The organism is Speluncibacter jeojiensis (assembly GCF_029589495.1).
Classification (GTDB): domain Bacteria; phylum Actinomycetota; class Actinomycetes; order Mycobacteriales; family Mycobacteriaceae; genus Speluncibacter; species Speluncibacter jeojiensis.
Window position 1 is genome coordinate 1 of record NZ_JAAIVF010000008.1, and the last position, 22,283, is coordinate 22,283.

Below are 22,283 nucleotides of genomic sequence, written 5' to 3' on the forward strand. Positions count from 1 at the left end.
CACGCCGAGCGAGCCGCGCACCGCCACCACAGTGCCCAGGTGTTCGCCACCTGACGGAGCGTTCGACAGCGCCGCGGCACCGGCGGTTCCGCCGTCGACCGCGCGCCGCGAGTACACGTACGTGCGGGATGACACCCCGCCCGAGCCATCCGTCGCGGCGGACAGTGTCCACCCGGACAGGACTGTGGGGATCGTCGCATCCCAGGTGGTGATGATCCAGACCAGCAGATCCCCGGCCTGCACCCCAGATGGCGGGACCGCCGACAGTGAAGCCGTCGTGGTCGAGGCGGCGAGCGCACCAACATACGTCGGCACCACGCCGGGAAGCGCCTGAACGGTCGGCGGACGTGCCTGCCACGTGCCGACCGCTCGGTCTGCGGCGGTGTTCGCGCTCCATGACGTTTGCTCACCGCCGGGGAACACCCCATCGCCGGGGAACGTCGCGTTGCTGGGGTAGGGGGCGACCGACACCATCGGCTGATGCACCCGCCACACGCCCGCCGCGCGCGGAACCCGTAGGCCCTCGCCCGAGACGACCGGGCGATGCCCGGCGAGCGAGCTGTCAGCGCGAGTCGGGGTGACCTCCGCGCCGCCGGTGACGGTCGGCGCGTACGCCTGCCCGAACCCGCGAGACTGCGACACTGGCTCCGGGAACGCCTCGGCCAGCAGCTCTGGCGGGCGGGCCACCCACGCGGACGCGGCACGCCCGGCGAGGATCGTCCCATCGGACAGGAACCCGACATTCGCCGGCGCGATCGCCGACCCGGACCATGCTGCGCGGGAGACGAACACGTTCGCGTCCGCTGTCACCACCGGGACATGCCCTGACTCGACCAGCGAGGCCCGCGGTGGTGTGACCGTCGATCCTGCCGAGGCGGCGAGCACGTTGTGTGCGTGCCCGTAGCCTTGCGCCTTCTTGGCGACCGTGGCGGCATCCGCACGCATACCAGGGACGAACGCCTTCCCGGCTGATCGGGCGCGGGTGACGGTGACGATCTGTGACACCGTGCCGTCCCACACCAGCTTGTCGCCGAGGAACACGCGCGTGACGTGGTGTGTGCCGAGCCGGATCGCGGTCACCGCCCGACCGCGCTTGTAGATGCCCGCCACGGCCACCTCCTATCTCAGGGTCGAGCAGGTCAGGATGCAGTCAGGCCGATGATGCCGTTGGAGTCCCACGTGATCTGGAACGTGCCCGCCGTCGTGGACACGGGTCCGCCGAAGTCGATGTAGCAGATCAGCGGCCTGGTCTGGTCGGTTCCGGGGGAGGCGTCGTAGACGACCGCGTAGTAGGCGGTGACCGTCGATGCCGGCCAGGTGACGTTGTCGGCCTTCAGGTTCAATGTGTTCGAGGCCGCGTCGTAGGCGAGGGAGACGTTCGCCAGGGTCGCCCCGCCGGCGGTGTACCCGGTGCCCGACACCTCGCCGGTGACCGAGTTTTTGTACTGGTGGGTGTCCTGGTCCGGGGTGTAGCTGTTGCCGACCAGCATCATCTTCAGCGTGTCGGTGGTGAGGTTGAGTTCCTTGTTCGCCATCGACTTGGCGAACAGGCCGTACAGCTTGGCGGTGGATGCCATGGGTTGCCTCCTCGGGCATGACAAGGCCCACCTCGCTCGAGGTGGGCCTTCGGTAGATGGGTGGGTCAGGCGGTGGGGTCGACGATGAAGTAGAGGCTGTCCGGATCGGGTGTCGTGATCGCCGCGTACTCGGTCGAGGTGAGTGCCTGGCCGCGGGCGATGCCGCCGCCATCGCGGATCCACCCGGTGCCGGGCGGCAGCGCCGCGGGGAGTGCGGCGTCGATCAGCGGCCACAGCCGGATCGGCGCCGTCGACTCGGGGATCACGACGTCGTAGGCGTGGGGTCCGATCTGTACCCGCGCTGGGCCCGGGTCGAGGTCGGTGGTCGTCAGCAGCCCGGCGACGACCAAGAACGAGTGCCGCCTGGTGGTCACGGTGCCGGTGTGGGTGTCGTTCTCCCGCAACACCGTTGTCCAGAACGTCACCGTGCCGGTTTCAGGAACGCCAGCCAGGTCGGCGATCCGCTCCGAGATGATCGTCACGCGATCACCCGGCCGAACTGGAACAGCGCCACGTAGCGGAGGATCTTCCACATCACAAACACATCAGGTCTCCGATCAGCTGAGGGTGCCGCCGTCGGGAACGGTCGGCTGGTAGTTGACGTGGTTGACGTCGCGGGACCAGCGCGACGCGTAGAGGCCGGACTTCTCCGTGCCGCCGAGGAACTTCCCGAACGAGTCGGAGAACAACGAGTTGGGCTGGGCCACGCTGGTCCACTGCGCCGAGACCCGCACATAGCACCAGTGGTTCGGGGCGTCGGGATCGTCCTCGGGCGGCATCTCCGGCACCACGAAAGTGGTGCTGAACGCGTTCGATTGCGACCTGGTCGGCGAGCCGCCAGAGTCCTTCGCCCACCAGTTCGTCACTGCCGAGGTGCCCTGGAACACCTTCGGGGAGAACACATTCCCTTGGGAGTCAAGGACCTCGATCGTGTACGACGGGGTGACTGTCTTCTCGTAGTCGTAGGTGTGGACGATCATCGGCCCACCGGGGTACAGCGGCTCGAGTGTGACCTGTCTGGTGAACGCCTGGTAGCGCAGCGACAGAAGAGCATCGACCCGCCACAGACCGCCGGCCTTCAAGCACAGCCGTCCGTGGTACTGGTCCTCACTGACGATGCTCACGTGCTTGGTCGGGCCGACCTGCCGGTCGAACGGCATGACGACCATCGACCCATGCGGCAGCTGCCAGTTCCGGCCCATCACCGCGCACCCATAGCCGGAGACGTTCTTGAGCAGGTCGGTGCGGCCATTCAGCGCGAGCTGGCCGTCCTTCATGTTGGCGATCGACGACCGGTACTGCTCGCGCCATTCGCGGAATGAACCGGCCGCGGCCTCGTACGCGGTTCGCCCGGGCCGCGTCATCAGCTCCTCAGCTGAGGCCTCGGTGATGTCCTGCCCGTATCGGGACCCAACCACCCACGCACCGTCCGGGGCGTGACCACCCGGGGTGGTCATGTCAGCGTCCCGCCGTCAGGGACGGTCGGCAGCACCAACGCATTGTCTACGCCGACCGACCACTTGTTCACCGACAGCGCGCTGCGGGTGGTGCCGCCGTAGATCCATGCGCCGGACTGCTGGTGCTTCAGCTCGAGGTGCACGGAGTAGTTCGGACCCGGCAACACGAATGTGTGGGAGAAGGCCGCCGTCTCGGCGCCGGCCGACGTGATGACGATGTCGAATGTCTTGCGGGAGAACTCGTATCCGCCGTTCATCACCACGATCGACAGCTGCGCCAACACGTACGTCGTCGACCCGAACCATGAGGCCGGCGGCGGGTAGAACGTCACGTGGGCATCCGCTCGCCACAAGCCCTGCGAACCGAACACAATCCCAGCACCGGAGTACGGGCTGGCACCGACGTTCGGCCCGAGTTGCGTGTCGAACGGCAACACGATCCAACGCCCGCCCGGCACGTTCCAGTTCCGCGACATGAACAGGCAGCAGTAGCCTTGCGCGCCCTCGAGCAGATCGACCCGGTCACCCAGGCCGATCTGCCCGTCGCGGACGGCGTCGAGATCGGCAGCGAACTTGTCGATCTCGCCTTTCCAGTGGTCGTCGGCTGACTCGTAGCCGGGCGCGCCCTGGCCGCGGATCATCGCCTTCGCCGACGCTTCGGTGATGTCCTGCCCGTACCGGCTGCCGTACTGCCACGCCCCATCTGGTGCCGCACCGCCTGGTGTGGTCATCGGCTACACCTCCTGGGCGTCCTTCAAGGCGCGGATCTCATCGAGGGCCTTGTCCAGCTGGCTGCGCACGCCGGCGAGTTCACGCGCGTATGCCTCGGCGCGAGTGCGTTCCTCGTCGCGTTGCCTGGTCAGCTCCTGCCGTTGCGCGGCGATCTCGGCGGTGAGGCCGTCGATCCGGTCGAGCAGGATCCCGACACGCTCGTCGTGGAGCAGCCGTGCGTCGGCTTCGATGCGGATTTGCCGTTGGATTCGTCGGTCGTGCCGGTTCACCCACCACTCCCATCCGGGCGAGACGATGGCCGCGAGTTTGCGGCTGCCGATCGCGATCAGCAGGACCGCGATGACGAGCACCGCGGCCCAGATGACGATGGGATGGTGGGTGGCCTCGTCGGGGACGAGCTGGTCCTCACCCACCGGTCACCGACCGAGTTGCTGCTCGAGTTCGCGGCGCGCAGCATCGACCGCGGCGGCGCCCAGGTTGACCGCCACGGTCGCGCGCGGGAACTGAGCGGTCATCTTCTGCCGGATTCGATCCTCGAGCTGGTACAGGTCCAGGCCCGGGTCGACGTTGACCGTGTGAATGGCCGGGGGCTGCATGGTGGGTGCGGGCTGTGCGGCCTTGACCGCGGTGGTGATCACGTGCGCGAGACCGTCTTCGGACAGCGGGGCCGGTTTCGGGCCGCGGTCCACGTGTAGACCGGCGACGATGAGGCTTGCTGCTCCGAGGATGGATGCGGTGGCGGCGAGCAGCTGGTCGGTCTGGTCGGCGGTGACCAGACCGAATCCGCCGGCGACCGCGAGCACCGCGGACAGGACACCGTAGGTGGCCTGGCGGATGGCTGGCCACTTCGCGATGAGGGTGTTCACTGGCAGTCCTCCTGACGGGCGATTGCCGCGTTTGCCCAGTACATGGCCTCTTCGACCTTGGTGAGTGCCAGGGCCTTCTCACGGCCAACGGGCACCTTCGCCTCGAGGAACAATGCGAGCGCTTTGCAGCCCTCGCGGATGCTCTCGTGCGCCGCCCGCCGGTCCGCGGTCGCCGCGGGATGGAAGTCGAACCGGTTCTCGATGTCGCTCACGCCGTCACTCCCAGCTTCTTGGCGATCTCGGCGACGGTCCGCTCGGTGCGGTAGGTGGCGGCGTCGGCGCACTGCACGAACGTCGGCAGGTCGAACTGTGCGGGCGGGGCCCCGTCGGTGGGCTTGATGAGCGAGGGCCGCGGTGCGCAGAGTGCGGCGTGGATCGCGCGGGTTTTATCGAGCAGTTCGCGCTGCTCGGCGTCGGACAGGGCCATCAGTGGACCTCCTGGTGTGGGGGATGAGGTGGTGCCGATACCGCACGCGGCGGCAAACCCGGCGGGGTCGAGGCCGTTGGCGGCGTTCATGTCGCAGTTCCCGAACGGCGGCGCGCCCTCGGGTAGGCCTCCGCCGTAGCCCTGGCCGTCGGTGTACTGGTGCGCGACCATGCCCGGGTAGTCGGGTTGCTGTCCGTATCCGGCGACGACCAGGCGGATGCCGTCGGGCTTGGTGCGCCACAGGGTGTTCAGGTCGTAGGTGTTGCCGTAGCCGATGACCCGCCGCTTGTCGCCGAGCCAGTCGGCGATGGCCCAGTAGGCCTTGTTGATTCCGTCGGACTGGTCGCCACTGATCTGCCCGCCCCACGACTCGACGTCGATCATCACGGCCATCCGCGAATGCGGGACACCGACGTTGGCCTTGAGAGCGTCGACGGTCTCCTGCCAGTTCGGGCGCCACACGAAGTACACGATGAAGAACTCGAGCCTGCCCGAGTCGCACGCGGCCTCGCACCAGTTCAGGTTCTGCCACCAGTTCCGATCCCGGTAGGTGCCATCGTTCGACCGGATGCACAGCACCCGGTGCGGGTAGGAGTCGTTGACCGGTGCCTGCCATTCGGAGACGTCGGCGTAGAGGGTGTCTGTCACGGGAGTGGTCCTTCCAGGATCATTCGGCTGGCCATTTGCGGAGGATCTGGTCGCGATGCTTGCCGGTCATCTCCACCGCCAACACCCGGCGCCGCTCCTGCTCACCGGCCGCCATGAGGTAGCCGTTGACGGTCGAGGGGGAGTGATCGGTCGGGTTGAACTGGTCGCGTGGCGGCATAGCGACCTTCGCGAGATCGACGGCCGGCGGCTTGTCCTTCACCACGCCGGTGTAGCGGAGTTGTTCGGCGACGACCTCTTGCTCATGGGCGGTGTACTCGGCCATGTTCGGGATCGGCGGCGGCTCCGGGTCGTCGTCGTTGATCGGCACCCACGACCCGGACGCGTTCAGCGCGTGCTGCTGGCCCCGCCACGGCGCCCGGTACTTGATTTTCTGCTCGGGCAGCTGGGAGACGTGGATCATCCCGTTCTCGTCCGCGAGCTTCGCCAACGATGGTCCGTGCACGAACGCAAGGTCGTGGAAGTGCTTCGACCAGTCACCGCGGGTGTCGTGGTGCATCGTCATCCCTTGACCGGGACCGAACGGCAGCGCGACGAGCGCCCACTGGAAGGCGTCGCGCGGATCGTCCGGGTCGCACGTATCGAGGGTGGGAAGGCGTTGTGCCACTACATCACTCCTAGGTCGTGGAGCATGCCCATGAAGTCCTGGGCGACGGAGAACAACTTGATGACGGGGTCCTCGAATTGCCGCGCGCCGACGGTGATCTTCCATGTCGGGCAGGTGTCTCGATCCCACGCCAGCACGAGTTCGGAGACCCGGTCGACGAAGATCTGGCCGGGCATCTCTCGCACGGTCGTGCCGATGCGGTCGCCGAGGAAGAAGTGACCATGGCCGCGTTCACCGATCCGCCACGGACACCCGTCGACGACGGTGACGGTGTGGCTGGTCGTTCCCCGGGTCTGCCACATGCCGGTGCGCATCGCGAGGAGCCACGACAGCGTGTAGGCGCGGTCCCCGCCGGGTGCGATGCCTTCGTGGTAGTGCGACCAGCCGAGATCCCTTGCGCGGCCGGTGTCCTTCCACTTACCCCACGCGGCGACCGTGTCCCAGTACAGGGGCTTCAAGACCGCGTCCACTGCGGGCCCGATCTGGGATTGGCCGAACAGGGAACCGAGGAACCCACCGATGCCGATGATCGCGGCCGAGATGGCCTCGTTGACGCCCGGCGCGGACTTACCGCCGGCGACCATGCCGACGTCGGTCGCGGGTTTGATCGAGAACTGCGCGGACTGGATGCCGGTGTGTTCGCCGTCACGGAAGACGACCGCGGGCATCGACGGGATCGTGCCCTTGAACCCGGGTTGCCGGTACTGGTCCGGGATGTTCGGATCCGGCACCGTCTCAACGGTTTCGGTCATGCCGTCGCCGCCGATGTTGATCAGCTCACGGATCAGCCCACCGAACAGGTCGCCACCGAACGATGTGCCGGTGTTCCACGCGGACTTGTCGACCAGGTCGAACACCAGGCAGCCAGGCCGGAGGTTCGCGCCCGGCCACGGCGGCGGGTCACCGGCGAGGTAGCGGCGCGCCTCCCACGACAACTGGGCGTCCGCAGCGGTGTGCTGCGACGTCTCGTGCATCGTCTTGAACCGTGAGTGCACGATCGCCGGCACCGACCGGTCTGGTTCGGTGTCGGGCTTGACGACCATCGACCAGGTGGACTGGTCGAAGTTGAACCAGCCGTTCGGGTTCATCGGGTCGTCGGGCAGCATCCACAGCGACGCCTCGAGCCGCATGATGTTGACCAGCAGCGTCGTCTTCAGCGCCCACTTCGCCGGCCCGAACAGCACCCACAGCTTCGGGAACTGAATCTCCGCCGGCAGGAACGGATTCGACCACACGAGGATGTGCTTGAGTTCCTCGTAGTCGTGCTTAAACAGGATCCGGACGACACGTTCGCCCTTGTCGTTGTGGACGATCAGGCATTCGTCCATCCGGCCCGACCAGCGGGCCCCGTCCTTGTCGACGGTGATGTGGATGTTCGTGGTCTTGCGTGCCTTGACCTGGTACGCCCACTTCGCGAGGAAGTAGTCGACTGGCATTTCGAGCGCGCCGGTCCCGGTCTCGTTGTCGAGGAGCTGGAAGTTCGCCGAGTTCTCCCGCTTGCAGATCCCGCGGAGGTTCCAGTCGCCGTCCCACAGCCGTACCAGCGGCGGCACGATCCGGGACGCCTGGTCGCCGCGCAGCTGCTCGGTGATCTGCTCGAACGCGGCATCGAAGTCGACCTGAGGGTCGAGTACCGGCGCCGTCATGACTGCAGCCCCCACGGCCGCGACCACGGCCGCCGGCACCGCACCTGCACGGACCACCCGGCCGGTGCGTTCGATACGCCCACGGGCACCTGCACCTCCGGTGTGTACGGCGGGAGCGGGTACACGAACGCGATGCCGCCCATCTGCGCCCACAGCGGCTCACCGGAGTTCGGCTTGCCGAGCCTGCCGTCGGCGGCCTGCAGGAACGTCACGACCTGCCCGTCGATCGCCTCCGGGTCGGTGTCGACGAGGATGCGTTGACCCGCGATCGACGGGGCCGGCATCCAGATCTGCCGCTCGGCATCCTCGTCGGCCCGCTCGAACTCGTCGCTACCCCAGGAGAAGTCGGGCAGCAGCGTCTTCGCGCCGGGAACCGACTGCGGTTGCCACACCAGCCAGATCGGGTTGTCCGTCGGGTTCGACACCGGGATCGTGTCGATCTCCACCTTGTGGCCGGTCTCCGACGATGCGTCGACCGGCTGGGTGTCCGTCTTCGACGTCCACGTGGCGGTGACGTCGTCCTCCCACCACCAGGGGTTGTAGGCGCGGACCGTCATGGTGACCTGCCCGTACTCGTTCAGACGAGGGTCACGGGCAGGTTTGAACCGCGGCTGCTCCGACAGGCGCACCCGCAGGAACCGGCGCGACTCCTCCGTGGTGATCCACAGCTTGCAGTCGTGGTCGTACGACCACGCCTTGCGCCACTCGGAGTCGGCGAACTCCCACGACACCTGCTTGCTGCCGAACACGTTGACACCGAACACGATGTCGCGGTGCAGAATCCGCTTTCCGCCGTAGCTCGCACCGGTCTGGAACGCCGCCGCCAACAGGATCGTCTTCACCGGCGCGTCGTAGAGGCCGTCCGGATCGGTCGCCAACTCCACACCCCGGTTGCCCATGCCCAGGCCCGAGAGCGTGAACATGGTGCCGTCCACGCCCTCGAGCTCAATCAGTGCAGCCTTGCCCACCACGTCACCCCCTCCTCGGCGCGAACGTCAGCGCGTCTTGCTTCTGTCGGGTGCGTTCCTTGCGGATCGCCTCATCCATGTCCGCGACGTGGTAGTGGACGTGCTCCTCCACCGCCCGTTGCGGCGACGCCGCTGTGGCCTGCTGGGGAACCGACACGCGCGCGGCGAGGACCCCGCCGGCCGCCATCTGCGCGGATCCGGAGTTGATCGCCTCGAGGAGCGGCATGTTCGCGCGCGCGGCGAGCGCGTTGACGACGAACTCACCGTTCGACAGCAGCGCCGGGATCGAATCCGACGTGCCCGTCCCGGGTCCGATGACCGGGCCGCCGGTCGCATAGCCGGCGGTGGTCGGCCACACCCCGGCAATGCCGCGGCCCCCGAACTTCGGATCCGAGATGACGTAGTTCGCGGCGGCGTAGATGTTCGCCGCCGGGTCCCGCTGGTCATCCGGGTACTGCGTCGACCGGTACGACTCGAACGTCGACCGGATCACCTGCAGCAGGCCGACCGATGGGTCGGCGGCCACTGCGTTGCTGTCGGTGTTGTTCTGCGCGTTCGGGTCACCCGAGGACTCGATCTGGATCTGCCCGATCACCGCGTTCACGGTCGGCTTGTCGCTGTTCCACCCGGCCTGCTCGAACACCGACTGGACCAGGCCACGCCACTGCTCGGCCCCACCGGCGGGGTCGTACTTGACGACCCCGGCCTCCGACGGGTCGGGGGTAGCGGCGCCGAGCTTTGGTGCCTCGTGCGGCGTCCACGCCCCGCCACCACTTGGTAGTGCTGGCGCGGTGCCGGCCTTCGGGAGCAGCGGTGCCGCGCCGGGCGCGTACTGGCCCGACCCGCTGTCCTTCGGTGCCGGCGGCGGGGTGCGGTACTTGCCCTGCAGTAGCCCCGCACCGAGTTGCACGATCGGCGGCACCTCATCGTTGACGCCGACCGTGCCGAGCGCATCGGAGATCTGGCCCGTCACGAACGCCTTCGCCGCGTTCCCAAACGCATCCGAGATCGACCCCGACAGGTCCGGACCGCCCGTATCCGTTCCAGTACCGGCACCAGCAGTGGTGGGACTGGTGGACGGGTATCCGCCCGGTGCCGGCGTGTATCCGCCGGACGGCATCGACACCTGAGAACCGCCGGTGCCGCCGTAGTTCCCCGGGGAGGGAACACCCTTGAGCCCGGCGACACCGCCGTCGCCGCCGGTGTCCGGCGGACTCCACAGGTTCCGCGGCAGGAAGTAGTGCAGCTCGAATTGCGGATCGTCCGCGCCCGCAGCGCCCGGGCCGTAGTGCACGCCCGCGCCCGACGACTCGACGTTGACACCGGCTAATGTGCCGGCCATATGCGAGTTCGGGCCGCCACCACCGCGGTGGATGCCGATCGACCAGCCGTCCTTGTCGCTGCCCTCCTGGAACCCGAGCTGCGGGAAGTCCGACTCGGTGTTGAACAGCCGCACGCCGGGGTCGCGGTCGAGTAGCGCGGCGGTGACACCCGAGGTGTAGAGCGAGCAGTCGACACCGCCGTTCGCGCCGCCGTAGTCGTAGTCCTCACCATCGTGGGACTGCGCATACGCCTGCGCCCGCGATAGTGCGACCCGGCCGCCGTCGGCGAACCGGTTGCTGTTCAATGCCTCGAGCAGCGGCAGGTTCCGGGACGTCGCGGCTGCGTTGACGACGAACTCGCCGTTCGACAGCAGCGCCGGGATCACATCGTCTCGCGGGCCGCCAGGGCCCACGATCTTCCCGCCCGACGCCTTCTTGTTCGCCCAGTCGACCAGCGCGTTACCGAGGTCGTGGGCCTTGTCCGAGCCGGGGATGAACCCGGGCACCTTCTTCAGCAGGCCACCGACCGTGCGGACTGCGTTACGGATCGTGTTGAGGATCCCGTCCCAAATCCGGCCGATGGTGTCGGCCACGGAGTGCATCACCGAACCGACACCGGTCATCCCGTCCTTGAGGGCGTCCCACGCTGGCTTGATGACGCGATTCCACGCTAGGTCGATCGCCGACGAGATCTTGTCCCACACCGGCTTGACGACGTTGTCGTACAGCCACGAGAACACCGGGCCGACGCCGTTCGTCAGGAAATCCTTGAGCGCCCGCAGTGTCGGCATGACGACCTTGTCGATCGCCCACGAGATCAGGTCTGCGAGCTTCTGCGCCACCGTCGCGACGATGTCGCCGAGTTTCTCAATGACCGGGATCAGGATCGGCATCAGCAGGTTCACCAGCTGGGTGAAAATCTGGATCGCCGTCACCACGACCGGGAACAGCGACTGGATGATCTGGACCAGCGGCGGCAGCAGCTTCATCGCGAGGTCCAGGATCGGCGGCAGAAGCGGCATCAGCGCGGTCAGCAGCTGCGCGAACAGCGGACCGATCTGCACCAGCAGCGGCGAAAGCGCCTGCAGCGCTTGCACAAGCACCTGCGCGAGGACCTGCGCCACCTGCCCGATGATGGGGATCAGCACCGCGAGGACGGGCTGCAGCGCGTTCGCGAACTGCTCGATCACCGGCTGCAGGGCCTGCGCGATCGTCGTCAGCGCCGGCGCCAGGGCCTCGACCAGCTTCCCGATCAGCTCACCGGCCAGCGGCAGCAGCGGGGAGATCGCGTCGACGATCGACACGATCGCCTGGGCGAGCGGCCCGATCGCCGGCGTCAGCGCGACAATGGCGTCACCGAGCGCGGTGCCGATGATCTGCAGCATGTCCGACAGCGGCGGGATCAGCGGCATCAGCGCGGTGCCGAGTGCCGTCAGCAGCTCGCCGATCACCGGCAGCACCGGAGCGAGACCGGAAGCCAGCGAGGAGATCAGCTGAGCCAGCACCGGCATGACGGGTGTGAGGGTGTCGGCCAGCGACGCGCCGAGTGTCCCCAACGCCGGCGCCATCGTCTGCAGCGCGCCGCCGAGCGACGCGAACAGCGGCCCCAGCGACGGCAGCACCTGCCCGCCGAGGTCGGTCAGCGCGGTGACCACACCGGTCAGCAGCGGCGCCATACCTTGCAGCGCCTGGTCCACCCCGGCAGTGAGCTGCGCGAACGCACCCGAGTTACCCAGCTGCGTCAGAGTGGCGTCGAGGGAGGACACCGAGTCCTTGACCGCGCCGTTGATCGACGTCGCAACCGAGCCGAGCACGCCGCCGAGCAGCGGCAGCTGGTTCGTCGCGAGCGTCGTAACCGAATCACCGAGCCCGGCGAACAGGTTGTCCTGCACCGCCATGCGCAGGTCTTTCCACTGCGGGCCCAGCGCCTGCATCGACTGTACGAATGCCTGCGCGTTCGGCGACAGGTTCGCCATCGCGTCGGCGAGACCGTTCGCCGCCGACTGGCCGGACTCGATCGCGTCGGCCACGCCCTGCTGGGCGCGCGAGACCTGCTTTGCCGCATCCGAGTTCGACTGAGCCGCCTCGGTCTGGGTCGTCTTGAGCTGGTTGACCGCGTCGCGGGACTTCTCGTCGGCGTCGGCGATCTTCTGCTTCGCGTCGAGGACCTGCTTCGATCCCTCGACACCAGCGGTGTTCGCTTCCTGCGTCTGCTGCTGCAACTCCTGGGTGCGCTTGCGCGCTTCCTGCAGGTTCAGCACCGCACGCTCGTAGTCGACGTTCGCCTGCTTCTGGTCCAGGCCAGAGGAGCCGTCGCTGCGCGACTTGACCATCGCCTCATAGGCTCGCTGGACCGCGATCTCCGCTTCCTGCTCACCCAACGCCGAGGAGCGCAACGAGTCGTTGAGCGAGTCGATCTGTGCCTTCGCGTCCTTGCGGGCCGTGGACAGGTCACGCTGCGCCTGAATCGAGTTCCGCTGCGCCGACTGCACATTCCGCTCAGCCGACTCGATCTGCTGCTGGCCGCGCACCTGGGTGCGGGCCGCGTTCTCCATCGCATCGGACAGCGACTCGTTCGCCGACCGGACGGCCTTCGCGTTCGACTCCTGCGTCGACGTCGAGGTGTCGGACGCCTTCTTCATCTCGCTGAACGCGTTGACGACACCGGTCGAGCCGATGACACCGGCAGCGCCGATCGCGCCGAGGCCGGCGGCCGCGCCGCCCGCCACCCCAACGAGACCACCGAGCGCCGCGATGAGCGAGCCGACGGCCGCGATGGTCCCACCGAACTTGATGGCCGACAGGCCACGCATCGACTCGCCCGCACCGTCGGCAGCGCCGCGCGCCGAGCCAAGGTTGTTCGTCAGCTGCGAGAGCACCGAATGGTCCACATCGACCCGCATACGGATCGTGCCGCCGGCCTGCCGCAACTGCTCGAGCTGCACGCGCGCCGCAGCCTCGTCGACATTGATGCCAACCGTCATGGTCGCGTTGATAGCCGCCAGCTCGGTCCGCAACCGCTCGGCGAACCCTGACAGGTCAGGAACCACAGAGACCGGGGCCTCCGCATTGATCCGCTGTAGATCAGCCTTGAGCCGGTCACCGAACCCGGACAGGTCCGGAACCACTGCGACGGGCACCTCAGCGGTGATCCGCTGCAGGTCCGCCTTCAACCGCTCCGAGAATCCCGCCAGATCCGGCACCACCGACACCGGCGCGTCGGCATTCACCCGCCGCAACTCGGCGGTCATCGCGCGTTGGAACCCGCGGAGGTCCGGGCGGATCGTGACAGCCGCGCTGCCGGCCGAGTAGGTGGTCACCGGAGGGCCTCCCTTGTCAGATGCCGAGGAGCAGATCCACGAAGTCGTCGAGCGCTTCCGCGTCGAGTTCGCGGCGCACGAGGTCGACCTCGGGCTTCGGTCGGGTGATGTCGGGCACCTTCCGCGGGTCTGCACCCGCGGTGGTGGCCTGCAGCTTGAGCACCGCGTCGAGCAGGTCATCGAGTCGCGACATGAGCGTGGTGTAGCCGCGCAGCCGCGGGGGCCCGGGCTCGGGCTCGGGGAGGTGCGCCGCCTGCTCGGCGAGTTCACGGTCCGACAGGACCGCGGAAAGGTAGGCGGATCCCTGCTCGAGTTCGAGCTGGTCCTTCAGCTCGTACAGGTCCCGCCAGTCACGTTCGCCTCGTAGCCACTCGTTCAGGTCCAGGCCGAGCAGACGGTGCAGATCCCACCGCAGCGCCGGCCCGAACCTGCCGAGCATGTCTACGAGGCCTTCGAGCCCCCCGGCACATCGCTGGCTCCCTTGCCGGCGAAGTGGTCGGTGATGTCCTTGACGATCTCCACCAGCAGCGCGTCGGCGTGCGGATCGTCCTTGATCGCCGCCTTGATGCGGTCGTAGTCGTCGTTGCCGACGAACTCGCGGAGCAGACCGAACGCGTCGCCGCCCCGGTTCAGGTAGAACAGCGTCTCCTGCTTGTCCAGGTCCGGCTTGGCGATGACGATCGGCGGGTCGAATCCGTCGTCGACGCCGAGGACGTAGTTGTCGGTGACGGACGGCTTCCCGGTCGCAGCGGCGCGCTCACGCAGCTGCTCGAACCGGCTGATCTTCTTTCGGGTCTCACTCACAACAACACTCCCTGTCCTTCTGTGCCCCTGTGGAATTGGCGAAGGAGCCTCCCCGCGCCGCGCAGGGGGTGTCCACGGCGCGGGGAGACGACGGTCAGGACACGGTGATCGCGCAGCTGGCGGTCTTGCCCTGGTAGGTGGCGGTGATCGTGGCCGACCCGGTGGCGACACCGGTGACCAGACCGCCGGCGGTGACGGTGGCCTTCGCCGGGTCCGAGGACTCGTAGGCGGCCAGCGCTGTGCGGTCGACGTTGTTCGAGTCCTTCACAGCCAGCTGCTGCGTGGCAGCCGCGGCGAGGGTCTTCGTCGACGGGGTGACGGTGATGGCGGTGATCGGCTGCCCGAATCCGGCCTGATCAGCGATCGCGATGTTGCCGCGACCGGCCATGCCGTACGCGACGTACGAGCCCTCCGGACCGAAGGTGGGATCCTCGTAGGCGTTCAGCGAGATGGGGAACTCGAGCGCCTTGGCCATCTCCAACGAGACCGACCCGGACGAGCTGGCCGACATCTTCGGGAAGATCCAGTACGGGAATACCTCGAGGGCGCCGCCGCCGTCCCGGCCGATCAGGATCACCGAGTAGTACATGATGTCCGCGGCCGCAGACTTGTAGGCGCGCCACTCGCCGTTGCCGTCGACCTGCACATCGGACAGGTCCTGACCGAAGAACAGCTCGTAGTTCAGCTTCTTGAGCTCCTGGCTGGAGAAGTTGAACTGCATCGACTCCTCGGTCTTGATGACCCGCCGCGGCACCATCGAGCCGTAGCCCTGGATGCTGTCGGTCTTACCGTCCATCGCCAGCTCGGCCTTCTCGCGGCTGATCTGGCCAGCCTTGGACCAACCGGCCGGCAGACCGACCAGACCGGTCGCGTCGGTCAGCGCGGCGGGGATGGGGGTGCTGTAGGGGGCGACGAGCACCGCCAACTGGCGGGGCACGATGACCAGGTTGTCGTTCTTGTCGACCAGCGACGCGTACGTCACGTTCGCCATGTCATCCTCCAATGTTGTTGCGCCCGAGCGGGCATCACGAAGTGCCGCGGGCTCGGGCGAGCACGCGGTAGATCACAAACGGGGTGTCAGCGGGGCAGACGGGCCGCCACGTGGAACGTCATCTGCACTTCACGTTGGTCGGGGTTGAGCTGCGGAATCTCCTGCGGCCCCACCTGCTCGGCCATCTCGATGACGACCTGGTCGTCGATGACGCAGCCGTGCTCGGCGGCCTTGACCGCGCGCCGCACCTGGTTCATCACCTGCCACGACTGGGCGCGGGTCGTAGCGGTGACAGCGACGACCATCGGTGCGACGTCGACGATCCCGTCGGGAGAGCCGCCACCGGCCCGCTGCACCAGAACGACCGGCAGCATCGACTCGAACACCGACGGATCCGGGTACTCGGTGCACGTGTTCCCGAACCGGTCGAGGTACGTGCACATCAGCGCCTCGAGGTCCGCCCACGCCGGGATCGGGTCGAGGTCGGGGAACTCATTCACCGCGACCTCAGCTGCTCGAGCACCGCGGGCCAGTCGTGCGCACCCTTCTGCGGGCGCCGGCCATCCGCGCTGGTGCCGAACTCGTGGGACGCGGCGTGCGGCGCGAACGCAACTACGCGTGCGCACCACCGGTCTTTGCGGCGGCCGCCGATGAACGTCTCAACGCGCACCATGCGGGCCAGGTCACCGGTCCGCTTCGCGACCCGCTGCCGGTACAGGGCCTGTGCAACGGTGCCGCGCTCGGCCATCAGGCGCCGCATCTGCGGCGACCGCAGCAGCCCGGCCAGCCCGTTCGGATCTGACCGTGGGGTGGGCTTGTAGTCCATCAGGCTCCGCCCTTCACCATCTGCAGGGGCACCGAGATGCCGGGCCGGCGGCCCGTGAACGGCGACTGCCACACACCCGGCTTGCCGTGGACCGCGTACTTGTCGCCATCGGGGAGCCGGACACGGTCACCGCCGCGGATATCGGAACCAGGCGGCAGGTACAGCACGACGTCCGACACGAGCTGTTCGCCGTGGCCGTTGTTCAGGCTGGTACCGGACCAGTCGATAGCCACGTTCTCCACCTGGTGCTCACTGTCAGTGCCGACTGGATCGCCGAACTTGTCCTTCGGCGCCGGCCGGATCACGACCACCTTCTGTCCGCGGCGCCACATCACAGCCCGCCAGGGGCGTTCATGGACACCGCGCCACCAGCAGAGAGCCCGAGCAGCCGGGCCAGCAGATCTCGCTCGGCGGCGAGGATGTAGAGGTTCCCGTCCGGGTTGCGGTACGCCACCTGGTACGCGAACGGGCCCACCGTCTCACTGTTGGACGCCTGACCCTCGGTGTCCCCGTTGAGCAAGGCCCGCTTGACCATCGAGCACGACACCATCAGCAGCGCCTGCGCCAACTCCGGGTTGGTCTCGGCGGCGGCCGCGGCGCCCGGGAACCATGCGGAGAGCCACAGCGCGGCATCCACCAACAGTTCCTCGGCGACCTGCCCGTCGGCGGGGTTGTAGCCCCGCCAACGCTTCTGCAGGTCGTCCGTAGTCGCGAACGACTGGCTCATCGTCAGGCAGTCGCGTCGAGGCCGGTGACCTTGAGCACCGAGTACGGGTTCGTCACGGCGAACACCGGACGCACCGAGGACTGCACCCAGGTGCGCTCGGTGGCCTCCTCGCGCCACGTCTCCGTCGACAGGGGCTTCTCGAGCAGCATCTGCCCGACCTGCCGCTCGGCGACCACGTAGGCGCTGCCGGCAGTGACGATGTTCGACGGGATCATGTCGACGTTCCAGTTCGCGAGGACGTTCTTCCAGTTCTCGCCGTAGAACATCTGGAAGTTCGACATCTCCTGCGGGTTGACAATCCACAGGTTGTAGTCGATGCCCAGCTCGAGCTGCTCGGCCTTGAGCTCGACAGCGGAGAAGTTCGCCGTCGGGTCGGTTGCCGCGGTCTTGTCCACGGACTTCGTGGTGGTCGCCTTCTTGAACGACACACCGGTCACCTGGACGTCCGCGCCCGTGTCGGTGATCGACGCCTCGAGGGTGGCCAAGGCCCGCTTGTGGATGCCCCGCTGGATCGCGTTGGCCAGCTTGGTGCCCTCCTGCTGGATGGCGAGCGGGTCGTTGCGGTCACGGGCCTCGTCGGTGACGAAGAACTTGCCACCGAACTTCTCGACCTGCGCGACCTTCGGGGCCTGCCGCGAGCTGGTGACGATCGGGAACTCGCCGCCCGGCTCGACGTTCTGCACGTCGCGGTCCGGGAACAGGTCGTTCTTCGTCAGCTGCGAGTAGACGACCGCACCACCGGTCAGCGCGCCACCGTTCGCGAAGATCCGGTCCGCGAAGTACTTCTTCAGCGTCAGATCCGACAGGTAGCGGTTGATCCGGGTCGGCTCCTTGAGCATCAGGTCGACCGTGATCGCCGTACCGGAGACGGTGGGCGCACCGAGCGGGTACGAGGTCGGGTTGTCAGCCATGGTGAGAGTCCTTTCCTCAGTACAGCTCGATGAAGGCGTCAGCGTTCGCTGCGCCAGCGGTCAGGGCGCGGCCGACAGCAGTGCCGGACGCCAACTTGACGGCCTTCGCTCCCGCGCCGACCTCGACCTCGTCGCCGACGGCGAACGTGCCGCCCGCAGCGACGGGGATGACGACCTTCGCGGACCGGATGACGGCGACACGGCCACCGGACGCGGCATCGCGGGCGGCGACACCGAACGCCTTTCCGGCGGCGGTGGCCGGCGATACGGTCAGAAGGGCACCGGTGGTGGCGTTGAGTGCGCCGGTGATGTCGACGAACGTCTTCCCTGTGATGGCGGCGCCGGCGGTCGCGGTCACGTCCTGGCCAGGCCGGTACAGGGGAATGCACTCATTGGTCATGAGCTGGTTCTCCTATCAGTTGCCGCGCCCTGGCATCCAGGACGCGGGGTACTCCTCCGAAGGGGCCTCCGGAGATTGCGGCGAGGCACCTGGCCTCAGGTGTTCGATCGGACGATCGGACGGCGGCGCCGCCGGGGCGCTCACCTGCGCGGCCTGCAGCATCTGCGCGATGCCGACGGCCGCTTCCTCCCGCTCCTCCGCCGTGTCACCGACGAGGTAGCGGAAGTGGGATTCGGGGATGGCGTACTTCGCCGCCAGCTGCGCGGTTTGCGCGGTGCGTTCGGCCGTCGACAGCTGCGACTCGGCCGCTTCGGCGCGTTCGATTGCCCGTTGCAGCTCGGTCTTGTTCGCGTCCTCCGCAGCGCGGGCGGCCTGGGCGAGCGGTTCGAGTTCCCGCACCTGAGTGCGGTACTTCGCGGCGTCCTTGCGGGCCTTCGCGAGCGCCGCGAGGGCCTCCTCGCGCGACAGGCCACCCTCGTCGGCCGGCTGCTCCGGCTCGGGGGCCGGCGACGGGGCCTGGGTGGCCGTCCCGGCGCTCGTCTGCGGCTCCACAACCGTGGGCGCATCGTTCGGGGTGGGCGCGACGATCGGTTCGGGGGCGGGGGAGATTGGAGCGGACATGCGAAACAACCCTCCTGGGGCGTCGTGATTGACCCACACCACCAGGGCGCGGGCATGAAAAAACCCCGCAGCGTGTGCTACGGGGTCAGATGTGCGGTCAGCGCGGTTAGCGGCGGGCGCCGCGTACGACACTGCCCGGACGCAGGCGGCTGATCGCCTCCGTCAGTGCGTCAACATCGTCAGGATCGGCATCATCGCGGTTGATGATCAGTTCGGTTGCGGCATCGATGAACTCATCGGCCACAGCGACATCATTTTCGACCGCGAACTCGAAGCCATCAACAACCGTGAGCTGATACTCGCCGGCACGATAGGAGCTGAGCGGGTCATCCCAATCGCCTTGGACGGGAAAGTGGAGACCCGACGCGACCATGGCGTCTGCGAGCTCCCGAACCGTCCTCATGCGCCCCACAATACCTGCCCCTTGCCCTTCTTGATCGACTTCAATGCGTCCCAACTCGGGTAGGCGGTACGCAACGTCGGGGTCGGCTTTCGCGCATCGACCCGTGCCTCCACGGGCACTCCCTCGACGAGCCGGCGGAAGTACAGCGTTCCGCCCAAGCGCTGCACTGACACCGGATCAGCGAGCGTGCGGTCGACCGCCGCCATGACCTGCTGGTCAGACCATCCAGTGAACTCCGACTTACCAAGGCCCGCGCCGTCGCCATGTCCTCCGCCGCTGCTATCGCCGACCAGAATGTGCTCACGCTTCGACTCAACGTCCGGCCGCTGCTCCGGGGTGAAGTGGACCTTCCCGCCGCCGATGATCTCTGGGTAGTCCGCGGGCACCTCATCGCGTGGCACACGCCAGGACGGCTCATCGTCACCGCTCGGCGATGCCGGCCGGCCACCACCAGCTGGCGGGTCGACCGGCGGCAGTCCGCCCACTCCACCGACCCCGGGCGCTGTGTCCGGTTGTCCGGCCGCGGACTTCGTGGTGAACGCCTTCCCGAACGCGCGCATCGCGTCCTTGCCGTACACGCCGGAAGTCGACGTGATCCACAGGTGCTCGAGCTCGTCGTACTGCTCTCGGCCCGGCCAGTCGCGGCCCTCCACCACGAGGACGACGTCACAGTCGCAGTGGTCGTGGTACAGCGTCGGGTTCCGGATGTCCGAGCGGTCCGATCCGGCGAACTTCGCGGTCTTCTTCGTCTTGTAGACCGGCCCGCGGGAGGCGAGCATCGCGCAAAATCCGCAGTTCTCGGCGCCGGTGAGCACCCGGGCCCATCCGATACGTCGCCCCGCGGGCTCCTCGTCGGCCGGTGAGCTGTGTTGGGCGGCGCGCTCACCCAATTGGGCCTTGCGTTCGGCGATCGCGGGCGCGTTGCGCTCGACCGCACCCGCGTTGCGTTCTGCCGCGGCGGCCAGCGCGCGTTCGCGGGCCGCGCCCAGTCGATCGACGGTGTCGCTGATCGCTTCGCGCGCCGGCATCCGCGCGTGCCGCTGCGCCGCCGCATCGACCTTGTCGGTGATGACCTTGACGACCTTCGGGTCGAACCGGTTGCGCTCGGTCACCTCCACGGTGGCCTTCCGTGCCCGGCCAACCTGGGGGTCGAGGACCTGGACCGACACTTTCGGTGCCGTATCGCGCACCGCGCTGTCGGTGACCGTGACCGTCCGGCCGGCGCGCGTTGCCGCGCGGTGGTCCGTGACCCGCACGGTCGGGGCCGGGTCGTCGACCCTGGTTGCGTTCTCCAACAACGTCACCAGAGCGGACTGGTTGTAGCCGCGCATCGGCGCAGGCTTCGGCGGTGTGATGCCGGCACTACGGGCCTGCGCTGCGAGGAGCGACACGCCGAGCTGGTAGGCCTTGCGTCGCGCCCGCTGCATGTGCGGAAACAGTGCGCTCGCGACCGTCTGGCGCTGCGTGTCGGTGACTGGAACGCCGTACAGCTGCAGGAGTCGGCGGACTTGGCGGGAGAGGGTTTGCAGGACCGCCTTGAGCACCGCCCGCATCCCGGCGAGGCTCACAGCTGCCCTTCGGCACCAGCCGCAGCGTTGGGGGCCGGGTCAGGTTCGGGGAGCTGGTCGCGCGCGGTCGCCATTGCCAGCGCCCGCTGCACCCGCTCCCGCGTCCAGCCCGGGATGTCCTCCCACAACGCTTCCGGCGGGATGTCGAGCATCTGCGAGAGCTTCCCGAGACCGTCGACGGTCTGCGCGAACGACCGTGCCGTCGCGTCCCGCCACTTCACCTCGGACGCGAAGTCGGCGGCGGACTCGGTGTCGCCGGTGATGTGGGCCGCGGTGCGCAGCACCTGCTCCCACGATTCACCGAACGACGTCTCGATCTCGCTGGCCTTGCGTTCCTTGCCTGTCTCCAACGCGGCCAGCGCCGCCTCGGAGATGTTGCTGATCCCGTCGACGCCAAGGTTCTGCGCCGGGACCTGACCGATCGCGGCCAGGTCCCGCAGCGCCGAGCCCTTCGACTCGAGGTAGTTCTTCAGGTCGGTGGCCTCAAACTGGCCGACGCTGACGTCCTTCTCCTTGAAGTACCACGTGTTCGATGCCGCGTGCTTGAGCGCTGCCTGCTCCGTCTCGGGCATCCAGCCCATGACGTAGCGCTGCTTGAACGCTGAGAAGTACTGGGCGATCAGCATTTCGAACGTCGTCTCGTCGATCCTGCGTTGGATCGACAGCAGCGGCTCGATGATGCCCCACTGCTCCTCGCCGGCGAGGAGCATCCGGTCCCGGAACCGCACCACCGGACACACACCGACGTCGTGCGTGCGGCCCTCGATGTACTCGAAGTTTGACGCCTGCGAGTACATCGGGTCCTTCCACCCGAACTGCGACTCCGGCACCGCGCGGGCCCCGATGAAGTGCACCGCCTGCTCGTCGTACAGTCGGATCATCGAGCCCTTCACCTCGAGCGCCATGATCGGCCAGTCGTCATCGACGGGCTCATCGACCCGTGGATCCCATTCGAGGGGTTCGCCGTACAGCGCGGTCATCTGCCGCGGTGACGCGCCGCGGAGGAACGCGGCCGGCGCCGTTGGGTCGATCAGCGAGGGCAGCACCGTGACGTACGCGGCACCGTAGTGCAGGGCCGCGCGGTGCACGCCGGACTGGCGGGCATCGAACTTGTTGCGCTGCCACCACTGCCACGGCTTGGCCGTCGCGTTCCCAGCACCGGACAGGTAGTTGTCGACCTTCATCGACTGGCCGAACACGTCGAGCACCAGCGGCAGGAAGTTCGTCTGCGCCTTGAGCGCCAGACCCGACAGCGGATGCCGATCCAGGTCACTGCCCGCGGCCTTCACCTCGAGGTGACGGATCGCATCGGAGCGCGTCCACGGCTTCATCGCGGCCGCGAGCTGCTCGAGGCGGGGGGCCTCGGCCGCGCGGGCCTGCAGCATCATTCGTGCCGCGTCGATCGCCGCATCCTTACGCACCCGCCACCACCTCCCAGCGTCCG

26 protein-coding genes are annotated in these 22,283 nt (G+C 68.0%); all 26 read right to left on the bottom strand.

The genetic code is table 11. The annotated features are described in order from the left end of the window. The coding region (locus G4X40_RS20300) for a hypothetical protein (protein ID WP_277835231.1) at nt 1–1,110 on the bottom strand (1,110 nt) is incomplete at its 3' end. A 29-nt stretch (nt 1,111–1,139) separates the two neighbouring features. Beyond that, nucleotides 1,140–1,577: a hypothetical protein gene (locus G4X40_RS20305; protein WP_277835233.1), complete on the bottom strand. Its 438-nt coding sequence runs from the start codon at nt 1,575–1,577 to the stop codon at nt 1,140–1,142. A gap of 65 nt (nt 1,578–1,642) precedes the next feature. Further along, nucleotides 1,643–2,059, bottom strand: coding sequence for a hypothetical protein (locus G4X40_RS20310; protein ID WP_277835235.1), 417 nt, complete (start codon nt 2,057–2,059; stop codon nt 1,643–1,645). Between the two features lie 75 nt (nt 2,060–2,134). Next, complete coding sequence (locus G4X40_RS20315; RefSeq protein WP_277835237.1) at nt 2,135–3,034, bottom strand: hypothetical protein; 900 nt, start codon at nt 3,032–3,034, stop codon at nt 2,135–2,137. Further along, nucleotides 3,031–3,765, bottom strand: coding sequence for a hypothetical protein (locus G4X40_RS20320; RefSeq protein WP_277835239.1), 735 nt, complete (start codon nt 3,763–3,765; stop codon nt 3,031–3,033). Before G4X40_RS20320 ends, G4X40_RS20315 begins: the two co-directional genes overlap by 4 nt. A 3-nt stretch (nt 3,766–3,768) precedes the next feature. Then, entirely contained in the window at nt 3,769–4,179 is a 411-nt protein-coding gene (locus G4X40_RS20325; protein WP_277835241.1) for a hypothetical protein, read from the bottom strand. A gap of 3 nt (nt 4,180–4,182) precedes the next feature. Continuing rightward, nucleotides 4,183–4,632 (bottom strand): hypothetical protein, encoded by a 450-nt coding sequence (locus tag G4X40_RS20330; protein WP_277835242.1) that lies wholly within the window; start codon nt 4,630–4,632, stop codon nt 4,183–4,185. Then, on the bottom strand, nt 4,629–4,844 hold the full coding sequence (locus tag G4X40_RS20335; protein ID WP_277835244.1) for an Acb2/Tad1 domain-containing protein: 216 nt from the start codon (nt 4,842–4,844) through the stop codon (nt 4,629–4,631). Before G4X40_RS20335 ends, G4X40_RS20330 begins: the two co-directional genes overlap by 4 nt. After that, entirely contained in the window at nt 4,841–5,707 is an 867-nt protein-coding gene (locus G4X40_RS20340; protein WP_277835246.1) for a hypothetical protein, read from the bottom strand. The genes G4X40_RS20335 and G4X40_RS20340 overlap by 4 nt, the downstream gene beginning before the upstream one ends. Before the next feature lie 19 nt (nt 5,708–5,726). Continuing rightward, on the bottom strand, nt 5,727–6,332 hold the full coding sequence (locus G4X40_RS20345) for a phage gene 29 protein family protein (RefSeq protein WP_277835248.1): 606 nt from the start codon (nt 6,330–6,332) through the stop codon (nt 5,727–5,729). Continuing rightward, the gene (locus G4X40_RS20350) at nt 6,332–7,978 is read right to left on the bottom strand and encodes a Gp37-like protein (RefSeq protein WP_277835250.1); all 1,647 of its coding nucleotides are present in this window, start codon (nt 7,976–7,978) and stop codon (nt 6,332–6,334) included. The genes G4X40_RS20345 and G4X40_RS20350 overlap by 1 nt, the downstream gene beginning before the upstream one ends. Further along, nucleotides 7,975–8,949, bottom strand: coding sequence for a phage tail protein (locus G4X40_RS20355; protein ID WP_277835252.1), 975 nt, complete (start codon nt 8,947–8,949; stop codon nt 7,975–7,977). The genes G4X40_RS20350 and G4X40_RS20355 overlap by 4 nt, the downstream gene beginning before the upstream one ends. 1 nt (nt 8,950) lies before the next feature. Continuing rightward, nucleotides 8,951–13,588, bottom strand: a complete 4,638-nt coding sequence (locus G4X40_RS20360; RefSeq protein ID WP_277835254.1) for a transglycosylase SLT domain-containing protein — start codon at nt 13,586–13,588, stop codon at nt 8,951–8,953. Between the two features lie 16 nt (nt 13,589–13,604). Further along, entirely contained in the window at nt 13,605–14,027 is a 423-nt protein-coding gene (locus G4X40_RS20365) for a hypothetical protein (RefSeq protein ID WP_277835256.1), read from the bottom strand. 2 nt (nt 14,028–14,029) lie between these two features. After that, nucleotides 14,030–14,392, bottom strand: a complete 363-nt coding sequence (locus G4X40_RS20370; protein ID WP_277835258.1) for a hypothetical protein — start codon at nt 14,390–14,392, stop codon at nt 14,030–14,032. Nucleotides 14,393–14,486: 94 nt separating this feature from the next. After that, on the bottom strand, nt 14,487–15,383 hold the full coding sequence (locus G4X40_RS20375; protein WP_277835259.1) for an Ig-like domain-containing protein: 897 nt from the start codon (nt 15,381–15,383) through the stop codon (nt 14,487–14,489). An 86-nt stretch (nt 15,384–15,469) separates the two neighbouring features. Then, nucleotides 15,470–15,883, bottom strand: coding sequence for a phage tail termination protein (locus G4X40_RS20380; RefSeq protein WP_277835261.1), 414 nt, complete (start codon nt 15,881–15,883; stop codon nt 15,470–15,472). Then, nucleotides 15,880–16,209, bottom strand: a complete 330-nt coding sequence (locus G4X40_RS20385; RefSeq protein WP_277835263.1) for a hypothetical protein — start codon at nt 16,207–16,209, stop codon at nt 15,880–15,882. The genes G4X40_RS20380 and G4X40_RS20385 overlap by 4 nt, the downstream gene beginning before the upstream one ends. Continuing rightward, nucleotides 16,209–16,520: a hypothetical protein gene (locus G4X40_RS20390; RefSeq protein ID WP_277835265.1), complete on the bottom strand. Its 312-nt coding sequence runs from the start codon at nt 16,518–16,520 to the stop codon at nt 16,209–16,211. Before G4X40_RS20390 ends, G4X40_RS20385 begins: the two co-directional genes overlap by 1 nt. 20 nt (nt 16,521–16,540) lie before the next feature. Then, nucleotides 16,541–16,936, bottom strand: coding sequence for a Gp19/Gp15/Gp42 family protein (locus G4X40_RS20395; RefSeq protein ID WP_277835266.1), 396 nt, complete (start codon nt 16,934–16,936; stop codon nt 16,541–16,543). 2 nt (nt 16,937–16,938) lie between these two features. Continuing rightward, nucleotides 16,939–17,847, bottom strand: a complete 909-nt coding sequence (locus tag G4X40_RS20400) for a major capsid protein (protein ID WP_277835267.1) — start codon at nt 17,845–17,847, stop codon at nt 16,939–16,941. Between the two features lie 16 nt (nt 17,848–17,863). Then, on the bottom strand, nt 17,864–18,247 hold the full coding sequence (locus G4X40_RS20405; protein ID WP_277835268.1) for a capsid cement protein: 384 nt from the start codon (nt 18,245–18,247) through the stop codon (nt 17,864–17,866). A gap of 15 nt (nt 18,248–18,262) precedes the next feature. After that, the gene (locus G4X40_RS20410; protein WP_277835270.1) at nt 18,263–18,868 is read right to left on the bottom strand and encodes a hypothetical protein; all 606 of its coding nucleotides are present in this window, start codon (nt 18,866–18,868) and stop codon (nt 18,263–18,265) included. A 106-nt stretch (nt 18,869–18,974) separates the two neighbouring features. Then, nucleotides 18,975–19,271 (bottom strand): hypothetical protein, encoded by a 297-nt coding sequence (locus G4X40_RS20415; RefSeq protein WP_277835272.1) that lies wholly within the window; start codon nt 19,269–19,271, stop codon nt 18,975–18,977. Continuing rightward, nucleotides 19,268–20,839 (bottom strand): VG15 protein, encoded by a 1,572-nt coding sequence (locus tag G4X40_RS20420; protein ID WP_277835273.1) that lies wholly within the window; start codon nt 20,837–20,839, stop codon nt 19,268–19,270. Before G4X40_RS20420 ends, G4X40_RS20415 begins: the two co-directional genes overlap by 4 nt. Further along, entirely contained in the window at nt 20,836–22,260 is a 1,425-nt protein-coding gene (locus G4X40_RS20425) for a phage portal protein (RefSeq protein ID WP_277835274.1), read from the bottom strand. The genes G4X40_RS20420 and G4X40_RS20425 overlap by 4 nt, the downstream gene beginning before the upstream one ends. Nucleotides 22,261–22,283: the final 23 nt, after the last annotated feature.